This window comes from Martelella limonii, from assembly GCF_013344475.1.
Taxonomy (GTDB): Bacteria; Pseudomonadota; Alphaproteobacteria; order Rhizobiales; family Rhizobiaceae; genus Martelella; species Martelella limonii.
Window position 1 is genome coordinate 185,396 of the sequence record NZ_JABUOU010000006.1, and the last position, 23,384, is coordinate 208,779.

Annotated in this window: 22 protein-coding genes; 8 read left to right on the forward strand and 14 right to left on the reverse strand. The window is 63.0% G+C overall.

Annotation, left to right across the window (positions count from 1 at the left end):
• The 4 genes from uraD to HPQ62_RS14125 all read right to left on the reverse strand — a co-directional run bounded on the left by uraD (position 1) and on the right by HPQ62_RS14125 (position 3,562).
• The gene (gene uraD / locus HPQ62_RS14110; RefSeq protein WP_174803206.1) at positions 1-495 is read right to left on the reverse strand and encodes a 2-oxo-4-hydroxy-4-carboxy-5-ureidoimidazoline decarboxylase; all 495 of its coding nucleotides are present in this window, start codon (positions 493-495) and stop codon (positions 1-3) included.
• Entirely contained in the window at positions 492-1,427 is a 936-nt protein-coding gene (gene puuE / locus HPQ62_RS14115) for an allantoinase PuuE (RefSeq protein WP_174803207.1), read from the reverse strand. Before puuE ends, uraD begins: the two co-directional genes overlap by 4 nt.
• Before the next feature lie 135 nt (positions 1,428-1,562).
• Positions 1,563-2,279, reverse strand: a complete 717-nt coding sequence (locus tag HPQ62_RS14120) for a DUF1045 domain-containing protein (RefSeq protein ID WP_174803208.1) — start codon at positions 2,277-2,279, stop codon at positions 1,563-1,565.
• A 140-nt stretch (positions 2,280-2,419) separates the two neighbouring features.
• On the reverse strand, positions 2,420-3,562 hold the full coding sequence (locus HPQ62_RS14125; protein WP_174803277.1) for an NAD(P)/FAD-dependent oxidoreductase: 1,143 nt from the start codon (positions 3,560-3,562) through the stop codon (positions 2,420-2,422).
• A 59-nt stretch (positions 3,563-3,621) separates the two neighbouring features.
• On the opposite strand from HPQ62_RS14125, the gene mnmC2 reads away from it, so the two are divergent.
• From mnmC2 to HPQ62_RS14150, 5 genes are all read left to right on the forward strand, one after another.
• Entirely contained in the window at positions 3,622-4,326 is a 705-nt protein-coding gene (gene mnmC2 / locus HPQ62_RS14130; protein WP_174803209.1) for a tRNA (5-methylaminomethyl-2-thiouridine)(34)-methyltransferase MnmC2, read from the forward strand.
• 279 nt (positions 4,327-4,605) lie between these two features.
• Positions 4,606-5,964, forward strand: a complete 1,359-nt coding sequence (locus HPQ62_RS14135; RefSeq protein WP_174803210.1) for a DEAD/DEAH box helicase — start codon at positions 4,606-4,608, stop codon at positions 5,962-5,964.
• 485 nt (positions 5,965-6,449) lie between these two features.
• Entirely contained in the window at positions 6,450-7,871 is a 1,422-nt protein-coding gene (locus HPQ62_RS14140; RefSeq protein ID WP_174803211.1) for a circularly permuted type 2 ATP-grasp protein, read from the forward strand.
• Between the two features lie 2 nt (positions 7,872-7,873).
• Positions 7,874-8,812 (forward strand): alpha-E domain-containing protein, encoded by a 939-nt coding sequence (locus tag HPQ62_RS14145; RefSeq protein WP_174803212.1) that lies wholly within the window; start codon positions 7,874-7,876, stop codon positions 8,810-8,812.
• A gap of 22 nt (positions 8,813-8,834) precedes the next feature.
• On the forward strand, positions 8,835-9,653 hold the full coding sequence (locus tag HPQ62_RS14150; RefSeq protein ID WP_174803213.1) for a transglutaminase family protein: 819 nt from the start codon (positions 8,835-8,837) through the stop codon (positions 9,651-9,653).
• 5 nt (positions 9,654-9,658) lie between these two features.
• Here the strand turns inward: HPQ62_RS14150 and HPQ62_RS14155 are convergent, their stop codons facing one another.
• From HPQ62_RS14155 to HPQ62_RS14170, 4 genes are all read right to left on the reverse strand, one after another.
• On the reverse strand, positions 9,659-9,976 hold the full coding sequence (locus HPQ62_RS14155; RefSeq protein ID WP_174803214.1) for an addiction module antidote protein: 318 nt from the start codon (positions 9,974-9,976) through the stop codon (positions 9,659-9,661).
• Positions 9,976-10,269, reverse strand: a complete 294-nt coding sequence (locus HPQ62_RS14160) for a type II toxin-antitoxin system RelE/ParE family toxin (protein WP_174803215.1) — start codon at positions 10,267-10,269, stop codon at positions 9,976-9,978. Before HPQ62_RS14160 ends, HPQ62_RS14155 begins: the two co-directional genes overlap by 1 nt.
• 106 nt (positions 10,270-10,375) lie before the next feature.
• Positions 10,376-11,878, reverse strand: coding sequence for an IMP dehydrogenase (guaB, locus tag HPQ62_RS14165; RefSeq protein WP_174803216.1), 1,503 nt, complete (start codon positions 11,876-11,878; stop codon positions 10,376-10,378).
• A 182-nt stretch (positions 11,879-12,060) separates the two neighbouring features.
• Positions 12,061-13,047: an MBL fold metallo-hydrolase gene (locus HPQ62_RS14170; RefSeq protein ID WP_174803217.1), complete on the reverse strand. Its 987-nt coding sequence runs from the start codon at positions 13,045-13,047 to the stop codon at positions 12,061-12,063.
• A 190-nt stretch (positions 13,048-13,237) separates the two neighbouring features.
• On the opposite strand from HPQ62_RS14170, the gene HPQ62_RS14175 reads away from it, so the two are divergent.
• The 3 genes from HPQ62_RS14175 (at position 13,238) to glpK (ending at position 17,736) form a co-directional block, all read left to right on the forward strand.
• Positions 13,238-14,623, forward strand: a complete 1,386-nt coding sequence (locus tag HPQ62_RS14175; RefSeq protein ID WP_174803218.1) for an MFS transporter — start codon at positions 13,238-13,240, stop codon at positions 14,621-14,623.
• A gap of 91 nt (positions 14,624-14,714) precedes the next feature.
• A complete protein-coding gene (gene glpD / locus HPQ62_RS14180; protein ID WP_174803219.1) occupies positions 14,715-16,217 on the forward strand; it encodes a glycerol-3-phosphate dehydrogenase in 1,503 nt (500 codons plus the stop codon).
• A gap of 28 nt (positions 16,218-16,245) precedes the next feature.
• A complete protein-coding gene (gene glpK / locus HPQ62_RS14185) occupies positions 16,246-17,736 on the forward strand; it encodes a glycerol kinase GlpK (protein ID WP_174803220.1) in 1,491 nt (496 codons plus the stop codon).
• Between the two features lie 267 nt (positions 17,737-18,003).
• Here the strand turns inward: glpK and HPQ62_RS14190 are convergent, their stop codons facing one another.
• The 6 genes from HPQ62_RS14190 to HPQ62_RS14215 all read right to left on the reverse strand — a co-directional run bounded on the left by HPQ62_RS14190 (position 18,004) and on the right by HPQ62_RS14215 (position 23,327).
• Positions 18,004-18,516 carry a GNAT family N-acetyltransferase gene (locus HPQ62_RS14190; RefSeq protein ID WP_174803221.1) on the reverse strand — a complete coding sequence of 171 codons (513 nt, stop codon included), beginning with the start codon at positions 18,514-18,516 and terminating at the stop codon, positions 18,004-18,006.
• An 82-nt stretch (positions 18,517-18,598) separates the two neighbouring features.
• Complete coding sequence (locus HPQ62_RS14195) at positions 18,599-19,120, reverse strand: lysozyme inhibitor LprI family protein (protein WP_174803222.1); 522 nt, start codon at positions 19,118-19,120, stop codon at positions 18,599-18,601.
• Between the two features lie 213 nt (positions 19,121-19,333).
• Positions 19,334-21,151 (reverse strand): DEAD/DEAH box helicase, encoded by a 1,818-nt coding sequence (locus tag HPQ62_RS14200; RefSeq protein WP_174803223.1) that lies wholly within the window; start codon positions 21,149-21,151, stop codon positions 19,334-19,336.
• A gap of 324 nt (positions 21,152-21,475) precedes the next feature.
• Positions 21,476-21,796: a TraR/DksA family transcriptional regulator gene (locus HPQ62_RS14205; protein WP_174803224.1), complete on the reverse strand. Its 321-nt coding sequence runs from the start codon at positions 21,794-21,796 to the stop codon at positions 21,476-21,478.
• A gap of 31 nt (positions 21,797-21,827) precedes the next feature.
• Positions 21,828-22,238 carry a universal stress protein gene (locus HPQ62_RS14210; protein WP_174803225.1) on the reverse strand — a complete coding sequence of 137 codons (411 nt, stop codon included), beginning with the start codon at positions 22,236-22,238 and terminating at the stop codon, positions 21,828-21,830.
• A 72-nt stretch (positions 22,239-22,310) separates the two neighbouring features.
• A complete protein-coding gene (locus tag HPQ62_RS14215; protein WP_174803226.1) occupies positions 22,311-23,327 on the reverse strand; it encodes a LysR family transcriptional regulator in 1,017 nt (338 codons plus the stop codon).
• Positions 23,328-23,384 lie beyond the last annotated feature (57 nt).

The following is a 23,384-nucleotide window of genomic DNA, read 5'->3' on the forward strand; positions in this document are numbered from 1 at the left end:
TTACTCCGCGAGCATGTGAGCGAGCCTGAGACCGGCGATCTTCTCGACCTGGGCACAGGCTGTTTCAAGCTCCTCGGCAGCGGAATTTCCGATCCGTAGCCTGAAGGCGGAGAGAATATCGTCCTTGTTTAGGCCGGCGACCGCAATGATAAAGGGAAACCGGAATTTTTCTATATAATCAGAATTGAGCTTCGTAAACTCCGCATGCTCTTCGGGCGAGAGCCTGTCGAGGCCGGCGCCGGCCTGTTCCCGGCGGCTTTCCTCCGTCAACTCTCCGGCAATCGCAAGCTTGCCGGCAAGATCGGGATGGGCTCTGAGCACGCCGAGACGCTCGGCTTCGCTTGCATCGCGAAACACGGTGCGGAAGGCCTTGCCCACGCCGTCAGCCGTCAGCGGCTCTGAGACCATCCCGCGATCAAGGGCGCGCTCTGCGATGAAGGGGGAATGTTCATAGACGCCGCCGAAGCGGTTGACGAAATGTTGGCGGTCGATCATCGCTGAGCCTCCTCGGGCAGGTGGTTTTCATACCAGTGGCGGGCGATCTCGATGCGCTTTGCAAGCCACACCTTGTCGTGGTTCTGCACGTAATCGAGGAACCGCTTGAGACCGGCCAACCGGCCCGGCTTGCCGACGAGCCTGCAATGCAGCCCGATCGACATCATCTTGGGCGCGCCGTTCAGCCCTTCGTCATAGAGCGTATCGAAGGCGTCCTTCAGATAGGTGAAGAACTGTTCGCCGGAGTTGAAGCCCTGCGGGGTGGCAAAGCGCATGTCATTATTGTCGAGCGTGTAGGGTATGAGCAGGAAAGGCTTGCCGTCGGGGGTATGCGTCCAGTAGGGCAGATCGTCGGCATAGGTGTCGGAGGAATAGAGGAAACCGCCCTCTTCCATCACCAGATCGAGCGTGTTGTCGGACGGCTTGCCCTGATAGAGCCCGTAGGGGCGCTCGCCCGCGACTTCTTCATGAAGCCGCACCGCCTCGCGAATATGGGCGCGTTCGGTCTCAACGTCGAAATCCTTGTATTCGAGCCATCGGAGGCCGTGGCTGGCGATCTCCCAGCCGGCCTCCTTCATCGCGGCAACGGCCTCCGGATTGCGCGCCATCGCCTGCGTGACGCCGTAGACGGTGACCGGGATGTCCATGCGGGTGAAGAGCCGCCACAGCCGCCAGAAGCCCGCACGCGAACCATACTCATAGAGCGATTCCATGTTGCGGTTGCGCTGGCCGGGCCAGGCTTCAGCACCGACGATTTCCGACAACAGCCGTTCGGAGGCCGGGTCGCCATCGAGAATGCAGCTCTCGCCGCCCTCTTCGTAATTGATGACGAACTGCACCGCGATCCGGGCGTCGTTCGGCCATTTCGGATCAGGCGGGTTGCGGCCATAGCCCACAAGGTCGCGCGGGTAATCGCTTGTCTCGGCAGTCATGCTTCCCTCATTTCATGTATCGCCAGACGGTAGACCACCTCTGGTGACGCGAAAAGAGGAAAGGCGGCAACTCACAGGAAACGGTTGACGCGATCGCGGCATGCAAGGCAAAGGCGAGACGCCGGTTTCAGCCCCTCAGGCCGACCTGCGCGCCCGCAGCTCTCCCATCGGATGCAGCGAATGGACGCAGAAGGGCGCGCCGGGCTCTTCCTCGATGAACAGTGCAATGTGATCGACCTCAACGGGCTCCAGCAGGATCGGCCCGAAGAAGGCGGCGAGGAAGCGTTCCATGCGCGGCACTTCGCGCGCTGTCAAAGGGCCGGTCAGCGGCATGTGGAAGGAGAAGGCCGACAGCACATCCGGCTCGCCCCAGCGGTGCAGATTGGCAAACTGCTCCGGCGTCAGGCTGCCGGTATCGCGCCGTTCGATCTCGGCCTCGGACAGGGGCGCGCGCAGATGATCGAATTCGATGACGATGCTCTCGGCAAGCTGATTGAGCGAGGGCACCGAAACCATGGTGGCAAGCGCCAGCGTATCGCGGCGCTGGACGATCTTCAGCGGCGGCAGGGTGAAGGGCGCAAACCGCGCGGCAAAGCGCATCAGCTGCTTCAGAAGCAGCGACTCGCTGACACCATCGGCGAGATGGAACGGCGATTTCAGCATGCCGTGAAAGCCGTAGCGGCGCGGAACGGCGGTGTGAAACGCGATCTCGGAGAGCGGCAGGCCGACGATCGTCGGCGGCTCTACCGGCGCGCCTGAAAATGCATTGCGGCCGATCCAGTTCGCGCCCACGATCGCAAGCCCGTCATGCGGCGACGGCGTAAAGCAGATGGCATAGCGTTCGGCTGGCATCGGGTGTCACTTATCGCCGTCTATCGGCGTCCTCGCCCATGCGATATCCGATTCCGATGACACTGGTACGACGCATCCGGAGCGGACCGGATTTAGGCACGCGCGGCGGTCAGCCGGGATCCGGACGACATCGCATGTCTTCAGCGTGTGCCGCCGTGGGCGCGGCGAATATAAATGCCGAGATCGTAGATCTCCGGAAGCCGTTCGACCGGCTTCGCGGCGGCAAGGGCGACCGCATGCCGTGCAAGCCGGGCGGCAATGCCAAAACTGGTCTTGAAACCGCCGCCAAGCGCAATGATGGAAGGATGCTGATCCACGACGCCGATCATCGGCTCGCGGTGGACGCCGCGGGGCCTGAGGCCCGCCCACCGCTCCACCACCGGTGCATCGGCAAGCGCGGGCACCCGTCTGCGGGCTTCCTCGACCAGAGCATCGATCTGATGATCGGTCGAGAAGGGATCGTCATAGGCATCTTCGGTGGTGGACCCGATCGCCACCCGTTCGCCTTCATGGGCGACCACGTAGAGCCCGTTGTCAAAGATCAGCGGCCATGACGGATCGCAATCGGCTGCAAGCAGCGCCGCCTGGCCCTTGACCGGCCGCCCAAGCGGCTTGCCCTCGGGCGCAAGCAGCGGCTGCAGCAGGGGAAAGGCGCCTGCGCCGGCTGCAACGATGAGCCTGCCAAAACCGAACTTTCCGCCATCGGCGAGCCTGAGAGCGGAGCCCGCGGCATCGATGGCCGCGACCCCTGCCTCGTGCCTGCGCACATGGCGCGCGCCCTTCAGGAAGGCTTCGAGTGCCGACATGACGCCGCGCGGGAAGACATGGGCCGCGAAGGTTTCGTGGACATAGGCAAGCGCTGCGGGATCGGCCGCCGGCCAGTTCTCAAGCGGCGGCCGATCGACCACGCGCCAGTGATAGCGCGTCGCGCCATCGCGCCAGTTGAGCGCCGCAGCCTCTGCGCGCCGCCGTGCCGTCTCCACCTGCTGTTCGCTTGAAAGCGGCATCACCCTTCCGGAGCGGCGATAGCCGGTCGAGATGCCGGTTTCCGCCTCCAGCGTGCCGATCTCGGCTTCAAGGGCCGAAAGCGCCTCGAACTGGAACTGCTTCTTTTCGTCCCACTGGTCCGGCATATAGGCCATCAGCGCGCCGAGCAGGCCATTGCTGGTGGCAGGCGCGCCGCTGTCGATCAGCACCGTGTCGATGCCGGCCTTTTCCGCATGATAGGCAGCCCAAAGGCCCATGATGCCGCCGCCGACGATGGCGAGATCGGCATTCATCATTTGACGGAGAGTGGTCGGCGCGTCATTCATGCCCGCGATGGACCACAAATGGCGGACGCATGCAACAGCCTCTCAACGACGCGATCACCTGGCAGGACGGCGAAAGGCCGTTTTCTGAAGCCTTTCAGGACCATTTCTTCTCGATCGCCGACGGCCGCGCCGAATGCGGCCATGTCTTCATCGACGCCAACAGGCTTGCCGAACGCTTTCCGGCTTGCGGGCGCTTCAGCATCGGCGAGCTGGGCTTCGGCACGGGGCTCAATTTCTGCGAGACGTTCCGGCAATGGAAGACCTGCCGCAAGCGGGATGGGCATCTCAGCTTCACCTCCTTCGAGCTTTATCCGATGACACGGGACGACATCGTCCGCGCGCTGGCGCACTGGCCGGAAATCGAAGCGGAGCGGCAGGCGCTCGTCGCGGCATGGCCGGACCGCCCGGACGGCATCATCACGCTTGCGCTCGACCCGCAGACCAGCCTCACCGTCATCTGCGGCGATGCGCTCGCCTCGCTTGCGGCGCTGCACGATACATTCGACGCCTGGTATCTCGACGGTTTCGCGCCGGCGCGCAATCCCGACATGTGGTCGGAAAGCCTGATGCGGGCGGTGTTTGACCACACCGGTCCCGGCGGCACCTTCGGCACCTACACGGCCGCCGGCTTCGTGCGCCGCAATCTCCAGGCCGCCGGATTCTTGGTCGAGCGCCGTCCGGGCTTTGCCGGAAAGCGCGAAATGCTCGCCGGTTACCGACCTGGCGAAAGGTAACGCTTGACTTTTGATGGTTCGCGCATCATGTAGTGCCCAGCTTTCCACCTGTTCGCATGCCGCGTGAGCATGCCTGTCGCAGATGTCCCGAACTTGGGCGCGGCAAGTCCAGGGCAAGCGCCTGTTGATAAGACCGGGTTTCCCGCCCGGCGCGCGGAAGGCAATTTCCACCGATAAGTTCCCACTTCACGCGGGGTTCTTGAAACCGAAAACACCGGCATCTGCGATTTGCGCAGAGGCGCGGAGTGCTTTCGGCATGCCTTGAAAGGCGCTTTAGATTTGACCGACTTCAATACACTTGGACTTTCCGAACAGCTCGTTGCCCGCATTGCCAGCGAAGGCTACGAAACCCCGACGCCGATCCAGGCGAAGGCGATCCCGCTGGTTCTCGAAGGCCGTGACATCATGGGCCTTGCCCAGACCGGCACCGGCAAGACCGCCGCGTTCGGCCTGCCGATCATCGACATGCTGCTTGCCAATGGCGGCAAGCCCGCCCCCAAGGCCGTCAAGACGCTGATTCTCGCGCCGACGCGCGAACTGGTGAACCAGATTGCAGAAAACCTGCGCATCTTTGCCCGCAAGACGCCGCTCAAGGTCAACATCGTCGTCGGCGGCGCTTCCATCAACCGCCAGCAGCATCAGCTTTCCGGGGGCACCGATATTCTCGTCGCCACCCCCGGCCGTCTGCTGGACCTGCTCGACCGCAAGGCGCTGAACCTTTCGGCCGTGCGCTACCTCGTGCTCGACGAAGCCGACCAGATGCTCGACCTCGGTTTCATCCATGACCTGAAGAAGATCGCTTCGATGGTCCCGGACGAGCGTCAGACCATGCTGTTTTCGGCCACCATGCCGAAAACCATCGCCGAGCTTTCCAAGCGCTTCCTGACCAATCCGGAGCGCGTCGAAGTGAGCCCGCCCGGCAAGACCGCAGACAAGGTCGAACAGGCCGTCCACTTCGTCTCCGGCAAGAACGACAAGGTCGAGATCCTGCGCCAGGAACTCACCAACAATCCGGAAGGCCGTGCGATCGTATTCCTGCGCACCAAGCACGGCGCCGAGAAGCTGATGAAGCATCTCGAAAGCCGCGGCTTCGCCACCGCCTCGATCCATGGCAACAAGAGCCAGGGTCAGCGCGAGCGCGCGTTGAAGGCATTCAAGACCGGCGAGATCAACGTTCTGGTTGCAACCGACGTTGCCGCACGCGGCATCGACGTGCCCGGCGTGACCCATGTCTACAACTACGACCTGCCGGAAGTGGCCGACGCCTATGTGCACCGTATCGGCCGTACCGCACGCGCCGGCAAGGAAGGCAAGGCGATTGCATTCTGCACGCCGGAAGAAACCGCGCTGCTGCGTGACATCCAGAAGCTGACGGGCATCGAGATTACGATCGCCAGCGGCGAGCCTCATGCCACCATGGAGCGCCCCGCACGCGGCAACAGCCGCGGCCGTGGCCGTCCCGGTGCAAGCGGCAAGCCTGCACGCCGTGCACGGCCTTCGGCCAATGGCGCGCCGCGTGACAACGGTCAACGCGATGGCCAGCGCGACGGCCAGCCGCGCGATGCGGCAAACCGCAGCCGTCCGGCCAAGAACCGCCGCCCGCGCAACCGCCAAGGCGACCGTCGCCAGAGCGCGTAACACCCTTTGATGACCCGCCGCTTCGGCGGCGGGTCATCTATCTGCCGGCCCTTTTCCGGGCTTGCGCCCACTCCCTTCCCGTCCCTGACAAGAACGCGCCCCCCCCCCGAAACGCCTCTGCAAACCGGGGATGGCCCATGCCGCTGATGATGGCGAAGCATCGCCAGCACAATCGACGAGCAGCCATCTCGAATGCGATCGCGCCGCGCGCTCCTTGTACCGCCGGCCCCGGCCTGCGGCATGTTTCCGCACCGATTATGCCGCAACATCGGCTGACCGCGTGCACAAACTCCCGATCGAAAAACCTGAGATTGCACCCCCCACCATCGCAGGCTGCATATTAAAGCGGCGCAGTTTCTACGGAACTGCCTGTTTTTCAGCGCGTTCCTCTCATCAAGGACCGTAAAAAACAATATCGTTCGGACAGGCATGCCGCTTGCATTACTGTCGATGTTGTATTGATATGAGAGAATAACAATCGGGGGATGAACGCTTTGGCATTCGATGAAATGATGAACGCGGGAAACCAACCGCGCGAGCCCTACAAGGACTATTACGACTGGTACAGCCAGCAAAACCCGGCCTCATTGATCGCCAAATCCAGAGATGCCGAGAACATATTCCGCAAGACCGGCATCACCTTTGCCGTTTATGGCCATGCGGACTCGTCTGAGAAGCTCATTCCTTTCGACATTGTGCCGCGCATCATCGCCGGCAAGGAATGGCGCAAGCTCGCCGCCGGCATCGAACAGCGCGTGATTGCGCTGAACGCCTTCCTGAAGGACATCTACCACAAGCAGGAAATCATCAAGGCTGGCCGGCTTCCGCGCCGCCTGATCGAGGAAAACGACGCCTTCCTGCCGCAGATGATTGGCTTCGAGCCGCCCGGCGGCGTCTACACCCACATCGTCGGCACCGATATCGTGCGCACCGGCGAGGACCAGTTCTACGTTCTGGAAGACAATGCCCGCACCCCGTCCGGCGTTTCCTACATGCTGGAAAACCGGGAAACCATGATGCAGATGTTTCCCGAACTGTTTTACAAGAACCGCGTGCGCAGGGTGGAAGACTATCCGCAGCTTCTGCGCCAGAGCCTTGCCACGCTTGCCCCTCCCGGCTTTTCCGGCACAAGGCCGCGCGTGGCGGTGCTCACCCCCGGCATCTACAATTCCGCCTATTACGAGCACTCCTTCCTGGCCGACATGATGGGCGTGGAACTGGTCGAGGGCTCCGACCTGCGCGTCATCGACGGCAAGGTGAAGATGCGCACCACCCGCGGCTACGAGGCGATCGACGTGATCTATCGCCGCGTCGACGACGACTTCCTCGACCCGCTCACCTTCCGACCCGACTCCGCGCTCGGCGTCCCGGGCATCATGGACGTCTACCGCGCCGGCAACATCACGATCGCCAACGCGCCCGGCACCGGCATTTCCGACGACAAGGCGATCTATTCCTACATGCCGGAAATCGTCGAATTCTACACTGGCCAGAAACCGCTTCTGGAAAACGTGCCGACCTGGCGCTGCTCCGAGCCGGACAGCCTTGCCTATGTGCTCGACAACATCGCCGATCTGGTGGTCAAGGAAGTGCACGGCTCCGGCGGCTACGGCATGCTGGTGGGTCCGGCGGCAAGCAAGAAGGAGCTGGAGGATTTCACGGCCAAGCTGCGCGCGCGGCCTGCCAACTACATCGCCCAGCCGACGCTTTCGCTGTCGACCGTTCCGATCCTCGTCAAGAAGGGCATTGCGCCCCGCCATGTCGACCTTCGACCCTATGTTCTGGTCTCCGACCGCGTCAGGATCATGCCCGGAGGGCTTACCCGCGTCGCGATCAAGGAGGGCTCCCTGGTGGTGAATTCCAGCCAGGGCGGCGGAACCAAGGACACCTGGGTGCTGGAGGACTGATCATGCTCGGAAAAACCGCCAATGGCCTGTTCTGGATGTTCCGCTACATCGAGCGCGCCGAAAACATTGCCCGCCTGATCGATGCCGGCCAGCGCGTGTCGCTGACCCGATCCAAGGGGGCCGACGACTGGGACGGCATTCTGCAGAGCGCCGGCGTCCAGGAAGCCTATTTCGAGGTCTACGACAAGCTGACCGCGGAAAACGCGATCGACTTCCTTCTGCGCGATCGCCGCAATCCGTCGAGCGTCGTCTCCTGCATCGATGCGGGCCGCAACAATGCCCGCCTGGTGCGCACCGCGCTGACGCGCGAGACATGGGAGGCGACCAATGAGTGCTGGATCGAGACGCGCGCCCTTCTCGGCGCCAAGGTGAAGCCCGCGGATCTGCCGAAGGCGATCGACGCGATCAAGCTCCGCACCGCGCTGATCCGCGGCACCTTCCATGGGTCGATGCTGCGAAACGAGATCTACAATTTCGCCCATATCGGCACCTTCATCGAGCGTGCGGACAATACCAGCCGCATTCTCGACGTGAAATATTACGTGCTCCTGCCCTCGGTGCATCATGTCGGCACCTCGCTCGACAATCTGCAGTGGGAGTCGATCCTGCGCTCGGTCTCGGCCCATCGCGCCTATGGCTGGGTGCACAATGGCGAGTACAAGCCGAGCCAAATTGCCGAATTCCTGATCCTCGATGTGCAGCTGCCCCGCTCGCTTGCCTATTGCTACGAGAAAGTTGCGCTCAATCTCGACTATCTGGCCGCCGATTACGGCGTGCGGGTGCAGGCACACGAGACCGCCCACGCGATCCGCAACACGCTCAGAAGCCAGAAGATCAAAACCATCATGGATAATGGTCTGCACGAGTTCCTAGAGGATTTTGTCACGCGCAACAACACGGTGAGCCAGCAAATCAGCGAGGGGTATCGCTTCTACGTCTGAAGCGAAGAGAGGACAGAAGACGATGCTTTTGAACATCAATCATGTGACTGAATACAGCTATGACGAGCCGGTTCAGTTTTCGCTGCAGCGGCTGCGCCTCACGCCCGTGGACTCCAGCGGCCAGACCGTGCGCGACTGGACCGTCTCCATCGAGGGGGCCAAAAGCGAGGTCGCCTATGTGGACCAGTACGAGAACCATGTGCGGCTGGTCTCGGTCGAGGGCGAACAGAACACGGTGCGCCTGACAGCCACCGGCACGGTGGAAACGCGCGATACCGACGGCATCTTCGGCCCGGCTTCGCCGGACATTCCGCTCTGGCTATTCCTGCGGCCAACGCCGCTGACGGTTGCCGAGGAGCCGATCAGGGAACTCGTGGAACGGCTCGAGGGCGATTCTGAACTTGCGCGCCTGCACGATCTGATGGCGATCATGGACAAGACCATGACCTTCAAGCCGGGCTCCACCTCCGTGGCAACGACTGCAGCCGAAGCGCTCGAAAACAAGGCGGGCGTGTGCCAGGATTACGCCCACATCGTCATCGCCTGCGCCCGCGCGATGAAGGTGCCGGCACGCTACATCTCGGGCTACCTCTTCATGGAGGATATGCCGAACCAGACCGCGAGCCACGCCTGGGCCGAATGCTATCTGGAAGGCCTCGGCTGGGTGGGTTTCGACGCCGCCAACAAGGTCTGCCCCGACGAACGCTATGTCCGCGTGGCATCCGGCCTCGACTACAAGGACGCCGCTCCCGTCTCAGGCATGACGATCGGCGGCGGTCGCGAGACGCTGGAAGTCAGGTTGAAGGTCGCCGGCCAGAGCCAGTCGCAGAGCCAGAGCTGAGGGCCTTATGCCGCATCGTCATGCGGCATCACCGACTTGACCGAGAGGTGCAGGCCGAGCGCCTTGAGAACCCCAAGCAATGTCGAAAGCTTGGGGTCGCCCTTCTCGCTCAATGCCTTGTAGAGCGCTTCGCGCGTCACCCCGGCCTCGCGCGCAACCGCCGTCATGCCCTTGGAACGCGCCACATCCCCCAGCGCCACAGCAATGAGCGCGGCGTCCCCCTCCTCCAGAACGGCATCAAGGTAGAGCGCAATGTCTTCCGGCGTTTCGAGGTAGTCCGCAGCATCAAACGGCATGAGTGCGCCGGTCTTTTCAGTTTCCATTACGCCAATCCCTTCATCAACGCGCGCGCCTTGCCGATATCTCTCTGCTGCGTGGATTTGTCGCCGCCGCACAAGAGGATAACGATGGTTTCGCCATCGCGCGAAAAATAAATGCGATAACCGGGTCCATGGTGAATGCGGATTTCCGAAAGCCCCTGACCGAGATGTTTCACGTCACCCAGGTTGTCCTGCTCGATACGGCGGATGCGTGCGATAATCCTTGCGCGCGCCGGTCGGTCCCGGAGCTGCGACAGCCATTCGGAGAATGTTTCCGTTTGCAGCACGTTCGCCATATGTGAACTATAGTTCACAGTCCTGTCTGGTCAAGATGCAGCTTTGCCCAAAAGCAAATCGGCGGGATTTCCATCCCGCCGATCCGACTTTCCTACCGCAATAAAATCAAACGCCGCCCGGATAATTCGGGCTTTCGCGCGTGATCGTCACGTCGTGGGCGTGGCTTTCGCGCAGGCCTGCGTTCGAGATCTGCACGAAGGTCGCCTTTTCCTGAAAGTCGATGATGTTCTTGCCGCCGACATAGCCCATGGCGGCGCGCAGGCCGCCGCCGAGCTGGTGCAGCACAGCACCCGCCGGGCCCTTATAGGGCACCTGTCCTTCGATGCCTTCCGGCACCAGCTTCAGCGTATCGCGCACTTCCGCCTGGAAATAACGGTCGGCCGAGCCGCGCGCCATGGCGCCAACGGAGCCCATGCCGCGATAGGCCTTGAAGGAGCGGCCCTGATAGAGGAACACTTCGCCCGGGCTTTCATCCGTGCCGGCCAGCAGCGAGCCGACCATGACGGCGGAGGCGCCCGCGGCAATCGCCTTGGCCAGATCGCCCGAGAACTTGATGCCGCCATCGGCGATCACCGGAATGCCGGCGGCGCGCGCGGCATCAGCGGCTGCCATCACGGCTGCCAGCTGCGGCACGCCGACGCCTGCGACGATGCGGGTGGTGCAGATCGAGCCCGGCCCGATCCCGACCTTGACAGCATCGGCACCGACATCGATCAGCGCCTTGGTGCCATCCGCCGTCGCCACATTGCCCGCCATGATGCGCACCGAATTCGACAGCGTCTTCACCCGGCCGACGGCGTCCAGCACCTTCTGGGAGTGGCCATGCGCGGTATCGATGACGATCAGGTCAACGCCGGCATCGACCAGCATCTCGGCGCGCTGATAGCCGTCATCGCCGACCGAGATCGCCGCAGCAGCACGGAGCCTTCCCTGCGCATCCTTCGAGGCATTCGGGTTCAGCTGCGACTTTTCCATGTCCTTGACGGTGATCAGCCCCACGCAGTGGCCGCGATCATCGACGACGAGCAGCTTTTCGATGCGATGGCGGTGCAGCAGGCGCTTGGCTTCCTGCTGGTCGACTGTTTCGCGGACCGTGATGAGGTTCTCGCGCGTCATCAGCTCATAGATGCGCTGCTCGGGCTTGGAGGCGAAACGGACATCGCGGTTGGTGAGAATGCCGACGAGACGGCCGGAGCTGTTGCCGTCGCTGGTGCCCTGCTCGACCACCGGAATACCGGAAATCTTGTGCGCCTTCATCAGCGCCAGCGCTTCGGCGAGCGTTGAATCGGGGCCGATCGTCACCGGATTGACGACCATGCCGCTTTCGAACTTCTTGACCTGGCGAACCTGATCGGCCTGTTCGAAGGGGGACAGGTTGCGGTGGATGACGCCGATGCCGCCAGCCTGCGCCATGGCAATGGCAAGCCGGGCCTCGGTGACGGTATCCATTGCGGAGGAAAGGATCGGAAGGTTGAGGTGGATGTCCTGGGCGATCGTGGTGGAAACATCCACCTGCCCCGGCATGACCTCCGAATGACCCGGCTGCAGCAGCACGTCATCGAAGGTGAGTGCCTGCACGCCGGTCGCGGCCTGAATAATCTGCGCCATGGCCAATTTCCTTTTCAAAATACGAAATGGCCCGGATGGCTTTTTGCCGCCCGGTCCCTTGCAAGATAATCCTGGAAGTTGGCGAGTGCTCGTAACACGAAGATGACGGGATGGAAATAGCAATCCGCAACGATCGCTGCGGATTGCAGCTTTTTCCAACGATGCTCTCCGGCGGGCCGGGATCAGAGCCTGAACTGATAGGTCTTCGGCATGAAAACGTAGCCCTGATCAGTCTTTTCGACATAGCCGACCGAGGGGAACGGCATGTGATAGCCGAGGAACGGGATCCTTTCTTCCGCAACCATGTCGAACACCTGTTTTCGTGTCGCGGCGGCCATGTCCTTGTCCATGTCGAAACGCACCTGCCAGTCCGGCCGCTGCAGCGAGAGCACGTAGTGGTTGGCGGTGTCGGCCGTCAGCAGCAGCTTGCGGCCGCCGGATTCGAGCATGAACACCATGTGCCCCGGCGTGTGGCCAAAGGCCTCGATCGCCGTGATGCCCGGCGCCACCGTGTCCCCGCCCTTGATGAAGGTCGCCTTGTCGACAAGCGGCACGATCAGCTTCTTGACGCTCTCGTGCCCGCCTTCGGCAGGCGTGCCCATCCGCGACTCGTCGCTCCAGAAGGCATATTCCTTGTCGCCGAACACATAGCGTGCATTGGGAAAGGCCGGGCCGACTTCTTCCATCAGCCCGTTGATATGGTCGCCATGCATGTGGGTGATGACGACGACGTCGATATCGCCCGGCTGATAGCCATTGGCCTTCAGCCCCTCGATCAGCCGGCCGGCGCCCCAGGAGCGGCCTGCGGGGCCCATCCCGGTGTCGAACAGGATCGTCTGTTCGCCCGTATCCACCAGCACCGGCGCAAAGCCGTTGACCATCTTGTCTGCGGGCAGGAAGTTCTCTTCGAGAAGCGCGCCGACGGCTTCGGGCGCCTGGCCCGTGCCGAAGGTCTCGCCGGGATTTTCCATGACCCGGCTGCCATCCTCAACCACGACGAGCTTGAAATCGCCAAGCGGGAAGCTGTCGGTGCGCGGCCCCTCGGCCTGCGCCATCGTCTCATCATCGGCCGCGTGCGCGCTGCCGCGCGCTGCAAAGGGCGCGGCAAGTGCGGTCAGACCTGCTGTCGCCATCAGGCGGCGGCGGTGGATACCCTTCATTTCTGCCATGATCGTCCTCTCTTCAAACAAACACCTGACCTTGGGCAGATTCGGGACGTTTCAAGCGCATCGGCTCGATTTCACGCCGTCACGGGTCTCACTTTTACGTGAGGCCCTGGGGAGAATGACCATTGGCAATTGCAGCCAAGGGGTTTAAGAAACATGCCTTTCGCACATGATTTCGAGAAAAGCGCATTCCATGAATCCCGTCGTACCGCTCATCATGGCCGTAGCCCTGTTCATGGAGAACATGGATTCGACGGTGATCTCCACCGCCCTTCCCGCCATTGCGAAAGACCTAGATGTCGGACCGATCACGCTGAAGCTGGCGCTGACGACCTACATGGTGGCACTTGCGATCTTCATTCCGGTCTCGGGCTGGATGGCGGACCGTTTCGGGGCGGCACGGGTATTCCGCTCGGCGATCGTGGTCTTCCTTGCAGGCTCGATCTGCTGCGCGATCTCCGGCAACCTGCTGGAATTCGTGGGCGCCCGCTTCCTGCAGGGCATGGGCGGGGCGATGATGACGCCCGTCGGCCGCCTCGTGATCCTGCGCACGACCGACCGGTCCCAGCTTGTGCGGGCAATGGCGCTTCTGACGATCCCCGCTCTGGTCGGGCCGATGGCGGGGCCGCCCGTCGGCGGCTTCATCACCACCTATTTCTCCTGGCACTGGATCTTCCTGATCAATGTGCCGATCGGCATTCTCGGGCTGATCATGTCCGCCATCTTCCTGCCGGTGATCAAGGACGAGCCGCCCTCCAACCTCGACTGGATGGGCTTCTTCCTGGTGGCGACGGCGGCCGCCGGGCTGGTCTTCGGCCTGTCGGTGATCTCGCTTCCGGCGCTGCCGCCGGCGACCGGCCTCATCACCACGCTGATCGGTGTCGCTGCCGCCATCACCTATCTTTTTCACGCGCGCCGCAAGCAGAACCCGCTCCTGAACCTCAACCTGTTCCGGACGGCAAGCTACCGCGCGGGCGTCAGCGCCTCCGCCTTCTTCCGCATGGCAACCGGCGCGTTCCCGTTTCTGATGCCGCTGATGCTGCAGCTCGGCTTCGGCCTCAACCCGTTCCAGTCCGGCATGATCACCTTTGTGGGGGCCGCAGGCGCCTTGATGATGAAGTTCATCGCGCCGCGCGTCTTTGCCGCCTACGGTTTTCGCAACGTGCTCATCACGGCCGCGATCGGCACCTCGGTGCTCACCGTGAGCTTTGCGTTTTTCGAGGCGACCACGCCACGCGTGATCATTCTTCTGATCCTGTTCGGCACCGGCCTTTGCCGATCCTTCTTCTTCACCGGCGTCAATGCGCTCGGCTATGCCGATATCGAGCCTGCCCAGGCAAGCCAGGCCACCGCCTCGACCTCGATGTACCAGCAGGTGAGCCTTGCCCTTGGCGTCGCCTTTGCCGCCACCATCCTGGAAGTGACCGGCTGGATCAGCGGCGAACAGCTGACCGTCCAGCACTTCCACATCGCCTTTGTGGTCGTGTCCTTCGTCTCGCTCGCCGCCGTCCTGCCGTTGCTGCGGCTCAGCGCAGACAGCGGCGCAGCGGTCTCCGGGCACAAGCAGCCAGCGGAATAGCAAAAACTCAAAACGAATAATTACGAACATTACCTTTGACAAAACGAAAATGAAGGCGCAGGATCACGCTTTACAAAAGCGGGAGACTTGCATGTCAGAACCTGTCGACATTTTCGTCATCGGCGGTGGCGTCAACGGTGTTGGCGTCGCCAGAGATGCTGCCGGGCGCGGGCTGTCGGTGGCACTTGCCGAGATGCACGATCTGGCATCGGCAACCTCTTCCGCCTCCACCAAGCTCTATCACGGCGGCTTGCGTTATCTGGAATATTACGAGTTCCGGCTGGTGCGCGAAGCGTTGATCGAGCGTGAGGTGCTGTTGAAGGCGATGCCGCACATCTCCTGGCCGATGCGCTTCGTGCTCCCGCACCACAAGGGCCTGCGTCCCTGGTGGCTGCTCCGGCTCGGCCTGTTTCTCTACGATCATCTCGGCGGCCGCAAGATCCTGCCGGCGACCAGCACGCTCGACCTTGCGCGCGAAAACGCCGGAAAACCGCTCAAAAGCGAATATCGCCGCGCCTTCGAATATTCGGACTGCTGGATCCAGGATGCCCGTCTGGTCTCGCTGATGGCCCGCGATGCGGCCTCCCGCGGCGCGACGATCATGACGCGCACCCGCGTGACCGGCGCCGAACAGGTGAAGGGCGAAGATGGCAAGACGCTGTGGAAGGTCGCGCTCGAGGGCGCTTCCGGTCCGCTTCCGCCGGTCCACGCCCGGGCGCTGGTGAATGCCGGTGGTCCCTGGGTTGCCGATCTGCTGAAGGGCCAGCTCGACGTCAACACCAAGGAAAAGGTGCGGCTGGTGCGCGGCAGCCATATCGTCACCCGCAAGCTCTACGACCACGACCGCTGCTATTTTTTCCAGGGCTCGGACGGGCGGATCATCTTCACCATTCCCTACGAGCAGGATTTCACGCTGATCGGCACCACCGATCAGGATCATCACGGGCCTGCAAGCGAAGCAAAGTGCACGCCGGAGGAGGCAGACTATCTCTGCCGCTTCGCCTCGGAATATTTCGAGACGCCGGTGACGGCCGACGATATCGTCTGGACCTATTCGGGCGTGCGCCCGCTCTATGATGACGGCGCCTCTTCCGCCACCGCCGCCACGCGCGACTACGTGCTTTCGCTGCGCGATGACGGCGCGCCGCTGCTCAGCGTCTTCGGCGGCAAGATCACCACCCACCGCAAACTGGCGGAAGCCGTTATCCACAAGTTGTCCCGCTATTTTCCACAGGCTGGCGGCGACTGGACCGCTACCTCAACGCTTCCGGGCGGCGACTTTGCCGTTTCGCAAACGTCTGCCATGCCGGGAAAGCTTGCGGCCGACTACCCCTTCCTCGATCACGCTGCCGCGCTGCGCCTGATCCGCACCTATGGCAGCGAGTGCTGGGCGCTTCTGGGCGATGCCCGGACCGCAGCCGATCTCGGCCGCGATTTCGGCGCAGGCCTTTATGAAGCAGAAGTGCGCTGGTTGATGGAGAAGGAATTTGCGCAGACGGCCGAGGATATCGTCTTCCGCCGCACCAAGCGCGGCCTTAGGATGAGCGCCGAAGAAATTGCAGCGCTTGATGCCTTCATGCGGGGCGAAGGCTGACAAGACAATAAAAGCGGGAGGAAAAAGCATGGGCCATATTCTGGCAATCGATCAGGGCACGACGTCGAGCCGCGCCATCGTCTTCGACGATCAGATGCGGATCGTCGCGTCCGCTCAGGAGGAATTTCCGCAGCATTACCCGGCCTCCGGCCATGTCGAGCACGATCCGGCCGATATCTGGTCGACGGTGGCGGCGACCTGCCGCGAGGCGATCGAGCGCGCGGAGATCGCCGCCAGCTCGATTGCCGCCATCGGCATCGCCAACCAGCGCGAAACCGTGATCGTCTGGGATCGCGACACCGGCCGGCCGATCCACAACGCCATCGTCTGGCAGGACCGGCGCACCGCAGACCACTGCGCGAGGCTCCGCGAGGAGGGCCATGAGGGCTTCATCACCGAGGCCACCGGCCTGCTGCTGGACCCCTATTTCTCCGCCACAAAGCTTTCCTGGCTGCTCGACAATGTCGAGGGCGCGCGCGAAAAGGCCGAGGACGGCAAGCTCGCCTTCGGCACGGTCGATACCTATCTGATCTGGCGGCTTACCGGCGGAAGGTCGCATGTGACCGACGCCACCAATGCCGCGCGCACCATGCTCTACAATATCGCGCGCGGCGAATGGGATCAGGACATCTGCAAGCTTTTGAAGATTCCGCAGGCGATCCTGCCGGAGGTGAAGGACTGCGCGGCCGATTTCGGCATGACCCGCGCGGACCTGTTCGGCAAGGAGCTTCCGATCTTTGGCGTTGCCGGCGACCAGCAGGCGGCCACCATCGGTCAGGCCTGTTTCGAACCCGGCATGCTGAAATCAACCTATGGCACGGGCTGTTTCGCGCTGCTCAACACCGGCGACAAGATGGTGAAGAGCCGCAACCGGATGCTGACCACGATCGCCTATCAGTTCGATGGCACGCCCACCTATGCGCTGGAAGGTTCGATCTTCATCGCCGGCGCCGTGGTGCAATGGCTGCGGGACGGCCTCAAGGTGATCCGCCACGCCCGCGAGACCGATGCGCTGGCAAAATCCGCCGACACGAAGCAGACGCTCTACATGGTTCCCGCCTTCACCGGCCTTGGCGCGCCCTACTGGGATGCGGAAAGCCGCGGCGCGATCTACGGCCTCACCCGCAATTCTGGCCCGGCGGAATTTGCCCGCGCGGCTCTCCAAAGCGTCGGCTACCAGACCCGCGACCTGCTGGAAGCCATGCATGACGACTGGGGCGGATCGGACAGCGCCAATATCCTGCGTGTCGATGGCGGCATGAGCGCCAATGACTGGACCATGCAGTTCCTTTCCGACATCCTGGGCGTGAAGGTCGACCGTCCCGAAGTGGTTGAAACCACCACGCTCGGCGTCGCATGGCTTGCCGGAAGCCGCGCCGGGCTCTATCCGGATCGCGCCGAATTCGCCCGCACCTGGGCGCTTGAGCGCCAATTCACGCCGGCAATGGACGCAGACACCCGCGAACGGCTCTACAAGGGCTGGAAAAACGCCGTGAACCGGACGCTCGGCGCAATCTGAGGTCAGTCATCGGGCTTCGCCAGAACCGGAAGCCGGAAGCCGGAAGCCGGAAGCCGGAAGCCGGATGAGAACCCAGTTTTCATCAAAGAACCAGCCCATATTATGGGTCATCCTCGGGCTTGACCCGAGGGTCCAGGCCGCCCGGCAAGGCCGTTCCGGATCAACCATCCTGCATCGCCGATACGCCCGGGCCTGGCCGACAGCACGACGCCTACCGCCCGGTGCTGCGGGACCGGCAACACGCTCGGAATGACCGAGCCAAAACCCTCAGCCGGCCGCGCCAGTCTTTTCCGCAAACCGGTACTGCATCGTCACCAGATCCAGCCAGCGGCCGAACTTGGTGCCGACTTCGGGATAGCGGCCCGTATGGAAGAAACCAAGTTTTTCGTGCAGCGCGATCGAGCCTGTATTGCCAGCCTCGATCGCGGCGATCATCGCATGAACGCCCGCCTCTTGCGCCCTGGCGAGCAGCGCTTGCATCAGCGCCCGGCCGATGCCGCCGCCACGCACGTCGCTCCTGACATAGACCGAATGCTCCACCGTGTGACGATAGCCATCAAAGGCGCGCCAGTCGCCATAGCTTGCGTAGCCGAGAACGGCGCCGTCGCGCTCGGCCACCAGCACCGGAAAGCCCTTGTCCCGGCGCGCGGCAAGCCATGCCTTGCGGTTGTCCAAATCGACGACGATCTCGTTCCAGATCGCCGTCGAATGGATCACGGCGTCGTTGTAGATCTCGAGCACGGCCGGAAGATCGGCCTCAACGGCATCGCGTATCATCATGGGCACACCTGTCTTTCAAAAATGCCGCAATCGCACGCAGCACGGCAGGCGAGCCATTACAATGCCGCAACCGGATCGTCCATCAGTTTCCAAGCGGCTCCCAGGCATGCGTCAGATAGATGAACTGCTCGGCCGTCATGTCGAGTTGGCAATGGGAGGCGAGCGTCGAGGCGATCGTGCCGCCCATGCCGAGCGAATACTGGAAGGTGCAGGTGGCATCGCGATAGGGGATCCAGGCGCGCTGCATGGCGCGCAGGCTGTCGGCGATCTTTTCGACAATGCGTGGATCATCCGCATTCATCTTGTCGAACTTTTCGGCGCGCGCCATCAGATCTTTATAGGTCGCATTCAGCTTGCCATCCCAGAAGGCCGTTTCCTTCTCGGCGCATTGCATCATGCCGATGGTCGTCGAGCCGTAATCCGAGGCATCGACGCATTTCGCCGTCGCAAGCCCGATGCAGGCGCGCATTGCCTCCGCCGTCTCCGCGCCGGCAAGACAGTCTGCCGTCGGCGCGTCGGAATACTGGACCTGCTCATCCTCAGCCAACACCGGCCCGGCCATCATCAGCGCCGCAGCCAAACCCAGACCCAATAGTCTCACCATAAAATCCTCCTCGGTTTTCTAGTCGCACCATAGTGGGCGAGCGCCAGGCGCGTGTCAAAGCGGGTTTCGCAGGGAACCGGCTTTGAGCGGCATGACTTCGGCGACGAGCGCCCGTTCCCGCTTGGAAAGTATTCCTGAGAGTATGACCTGCTGCCGGCAACGCGGCCTGGACCGTTCGGTGGTCCAGGGCAGCGTACAGCCGATCCGCCCGGATCAGGCGGGACGCTTCGGTTTGCGGCTCTTGTTCTTCGGCGGCTTGCCGCGATCGGCAGAAGGGGCCTTGTGTTTGCGGTTGGGCTTGCCGTCCTGCTTGAATTTCGGCTTCGCCTGACCCGGCTTCGCTTGTCTCGGCTTCTCGCGCATTTCGCCGGAAGGCGCAATCATGATGCCTTTCTCAAGGCTGCCGGGCTGCCTGATCTGCTTTGCAAAGGCACTGGCCTTTTCGGCCGAAATCTCGAAACGGGTTTCGGTATCATCGATCCTGATTGCACCGACATCGCGTTTGGTCACGCCGCCGGCATTGCAGATCATCGGCAGCAGGAATTTCGGATCGGCGCGCTGCTTGCGCCCGAGCGAGATGGTGAACCATACGCCGTCCGGCATGTCCGTGGGGCGCGGCTCGCGAACCGACGCGTTTCGGTCTGCGGAGCGGCGGTCACGCCCGGATGTCCGGTTTTCAAGCGCATCGGCGCGAAGCGGCACGAGCTCCTCGGGGACCGGGTTTGCAGCCACTTGCTGGCGCAGGAACGCTGCGGCGATGCGCTCGGGCCCCACCCGCTCCAGCAGCTCGGCCACGAATTGCGCCTCCGCGTCTTCCGGGGGTGCTGCAGAAGCTGCGGCATCGATGATCCGCCGGCGATAGCGCGCCTCGATATCGGCAATGCCGGGCGCGGCACGAACGGTCGCCGTCAGCTTCGCCAATGCCAGCACACGCTGGGCAGCGCCTCGCCGGTTTTCCGGCACGATCAGCACGCAGACGCCCTTTCGACCGGCACGGCCGGTTCGGCCGGAGCGATGCAGCAGGGTCTCCGGGTTGCTCGGCACATCGGCATGGACCACGAGGTCGAGGTTCGGAAGGTCGATGCCGCGCGCTGCGACATCGGTCGCCACGCAGACCCGCGCGCGTCCGTCGCGCATCGATTGCAGCGCATTCGAGCGCTCCGATTGCGCCATCTCGCCCGAAAGCGAAACCACCGCGAAGCCGCGATTGGCGAGCCGGGCCGTCAGATGACGAACCGCTTCGCGCGTGTGGCAGAACACCAGCGCGCTCGCGCTGTCAGTATCGAGAAGCGTATTGATGATGGCATGTTCGCGCTCGTCGCGCCGCACCAGCATCAGCTGGTATTCGATGTCGGCATGCTGGGCGGTCGGCGCCGTCGTCTCGATGCGCACCGCGTTCTTCTGCACGGTCCTCGCAAGCTCGGCGATGCCGCGCCGTACGGTCGCCGAAAACAGCAATGTGCGGCGTTCCTGCGGCGCGGCGCCGAGGATGAATTCCAGGTCGTCGCGAAAGCCGAGATCCAGCATCTCGTCGGCTTCGTCGAGAACAACGGCGCGGATGGCGCCAAGGTCCAGCGCGCCGCGCATGATGTGATCGCGCAGCCGCCCGGGCGTGCCGACGACGAGATGGGCGCCGCGCTCAAGCGCCCGGCGTTCGTTGCGCATGTCCATGCCGCCGACGCAGGTTGCGATCCTGACATCCGCGCCTGCGTAGAGCCACTCGAGTTCCTTCTGGACCTGGACGGCAAGTTCGCGCGTGGGCGCGATGACAAGACCGAGCGGCGCGGCAGCGGCGTCGAAACGCGCGCCGTTTCCAAGCAGCGTCGGCGCGATGGCGATGCCGAAGGCAACCGTCTTTCCCGATCCCGTCTGCGCCGAGACCAGCAGGTCGGCGTCGGCGTGATCTTCATCCGTCATCGCCATTTGCACCGGCGTAAGCGTGCTGTAGCCTTTCGCCGCGAGGGCGGAGGCGAGCGCCGGATGTATGGCGGCGATCGCGGATTGGGCATTGAATTCGGTATTCGGCGTCATGGTTACCACCTTTGCTGGTCGCCGAATATCATCATGTGTGCGCTCTGGATAGCGATAGTTTGCCCGGATCGACGCCCCCGAAATGCTTGGCTGACACCGGGGTCCGGCGAAACTGAAGGGATGCGGCGCAGGCGCGCGCCCGGGCAGCGGCCGGATATACCGGCCATAAAAGGCGGCGAACGGATTGATGGGACAATCATCGCGCCATCCGCCACCCCGGACATGAACGCCCAGACCGGCCTTTCCGCTGCTGGCCGCTCAGTCGCCCTGCGCGCGCTTTCCGCCGGCTGAGGAGCCCTCGAAAGCGCCCGCGATCAGCCTTCGTCAATGTGCCGTAGCACATGCCTTGCAGAACGGCGTCTGCGGCACGGCCTCAAGCCGCTCCTTCGAGATCTGCGCGCCGCAGCTGACGCAGATGCCGTAGGTGCCGTCCTCGATGCGCTTGAGCGCAGCGGTGATCGCCTTCATTTCATCGGAGCCGACATGGCCGAATTCTTCGAGAACCTCGTCGTTTTCCGATTCGGTTGCCCGTTCCGCGCTGTCGGGATTGCGGGCGCGACCGAGGTCGCCGTCGATCCGGCGGAGCCGGTCCATGATCTCGGCCTCGCGGCCTTCAAGCATTGTCTTGTAACGGTTGACGTCCATTTCATCCTCCATAAGCTTCAGTTGGCAGCGCTTATCTGCGGACCAGGACCGAGCATTTGGCATGGCGCACGACGCGATCGGCCGTAGAGCCGATCAGATAATTCGAGAAATCAGGCCGATGCGAGGCGATGATGATGAGGTCTGCGCCCTGCTCCTCGGCGCAGGCAAGGATTTCGCGCGCAGGCGGGCCGATCCGAAGTTCGATCGTCGCGTCGATGCCGGTGCGGGCACGCAGCTCTGTCAGCCGGTCCTGCGCCTCGTTCGCGGCGTTTTCGATCATGTCGACAGGAATGTCGATCGCGAGATATGTGGGCACTTCCTCGACCACGTGAAGCAGCACGATCTGGCCGCCCTCATCCATGAGACTTGCGGCCTTGGTGAAAATGTCGAGGCCTTTTTCGGGCGTTGCGATATCGACCGGCACGATGATCTTCTTGAACATCTGTTGTTCCTCCTGTGTGCAGGATTGATGGGGTCAGTCTGCGCTTTTCGGATCAGCGCGCATTGACCATGATCAAGTCTGCTTGCGAAGAGGGACCCCGCTTTGGGGAAATGCCTCCGGATCGAGCGCCACCTGCCGCTCGATCAGCGCCAGCACCCGTTTGACCGGCGGCGGCTGCACGGCGGTCACCCGCTGGATGATCGAATAGGCGCTGACCTCGATACGCTCACGCACCGGAAGCTGGCAGATGGCGGCGCCGAGCTTGCCGTCCTTGTGGAAGAAATCGGCGACCGGCTGTGCGACAGGCGTCACCGCATCGGTCTCGGCGATGATGGCAAGCGACAGAAGCGGCGATGTCGTCACGAAAACGTGGCGGGGAAGCTGGAAGCCATGGGCCATCAGATAGGCTTCGACCGAGCGGCGCATCAGCGCGCCCACGGGCTGGAGCACCCAGTCGTAATCGAGGCAGTCGCCGATCGAGACCGTCTCCCTGCCGGCAAGCGGGTGGTTCAGGCCCGCAATCATGGTGACCGGTTCGACGCCAAGCGGGCGCATGGTCACGGATTTGGCATCCATATCCTCGGGCAGACGGCCGATGTAGAAGTCAATGTCATGCGAGAACAGGGCCTCGGCAAGCTTGTCGGATGTATCGACCAGCACCGAGACCTCGATCTCCGGATAATGCTCGCGCAACTGCCGGATGACAGGCATCATCAGCTGCAGCGACGGCCCGGTCACCGCGCCCATGCGCACCAGACCGCGCGCGCCCTCGACGATCTGGGCGATTTCCCGGTGGGCATTGTCGAGCTGGTTGAGGATCAGCAGCGCCTGCTCCGCCATCGCCTGGCCGGCTTCCGTCAGTTCCACGCCGCGGCCATGGCGCTCGTAGAGCTTGGCGCCGACGGTATGCTCCAGTTCCGACAGCAGGCGCGAGGCCGCCGACTGGGTCATGCCGAGCTGGGCGGCGGCCGAAGAAATCTGGCCCTTGCGGTCGAGAAGCGCGATCAGGCGCATCTGCGAAAACCGCAGTCCTCGCCGGATGAATTCGTCCTGTCCGCTATACCGCTCGCCGCTGCGCATCATATCCATACCATTTCTGCTATATCAGAAACACGATTATTCATTTGTCTCTATCACGGTAAATTG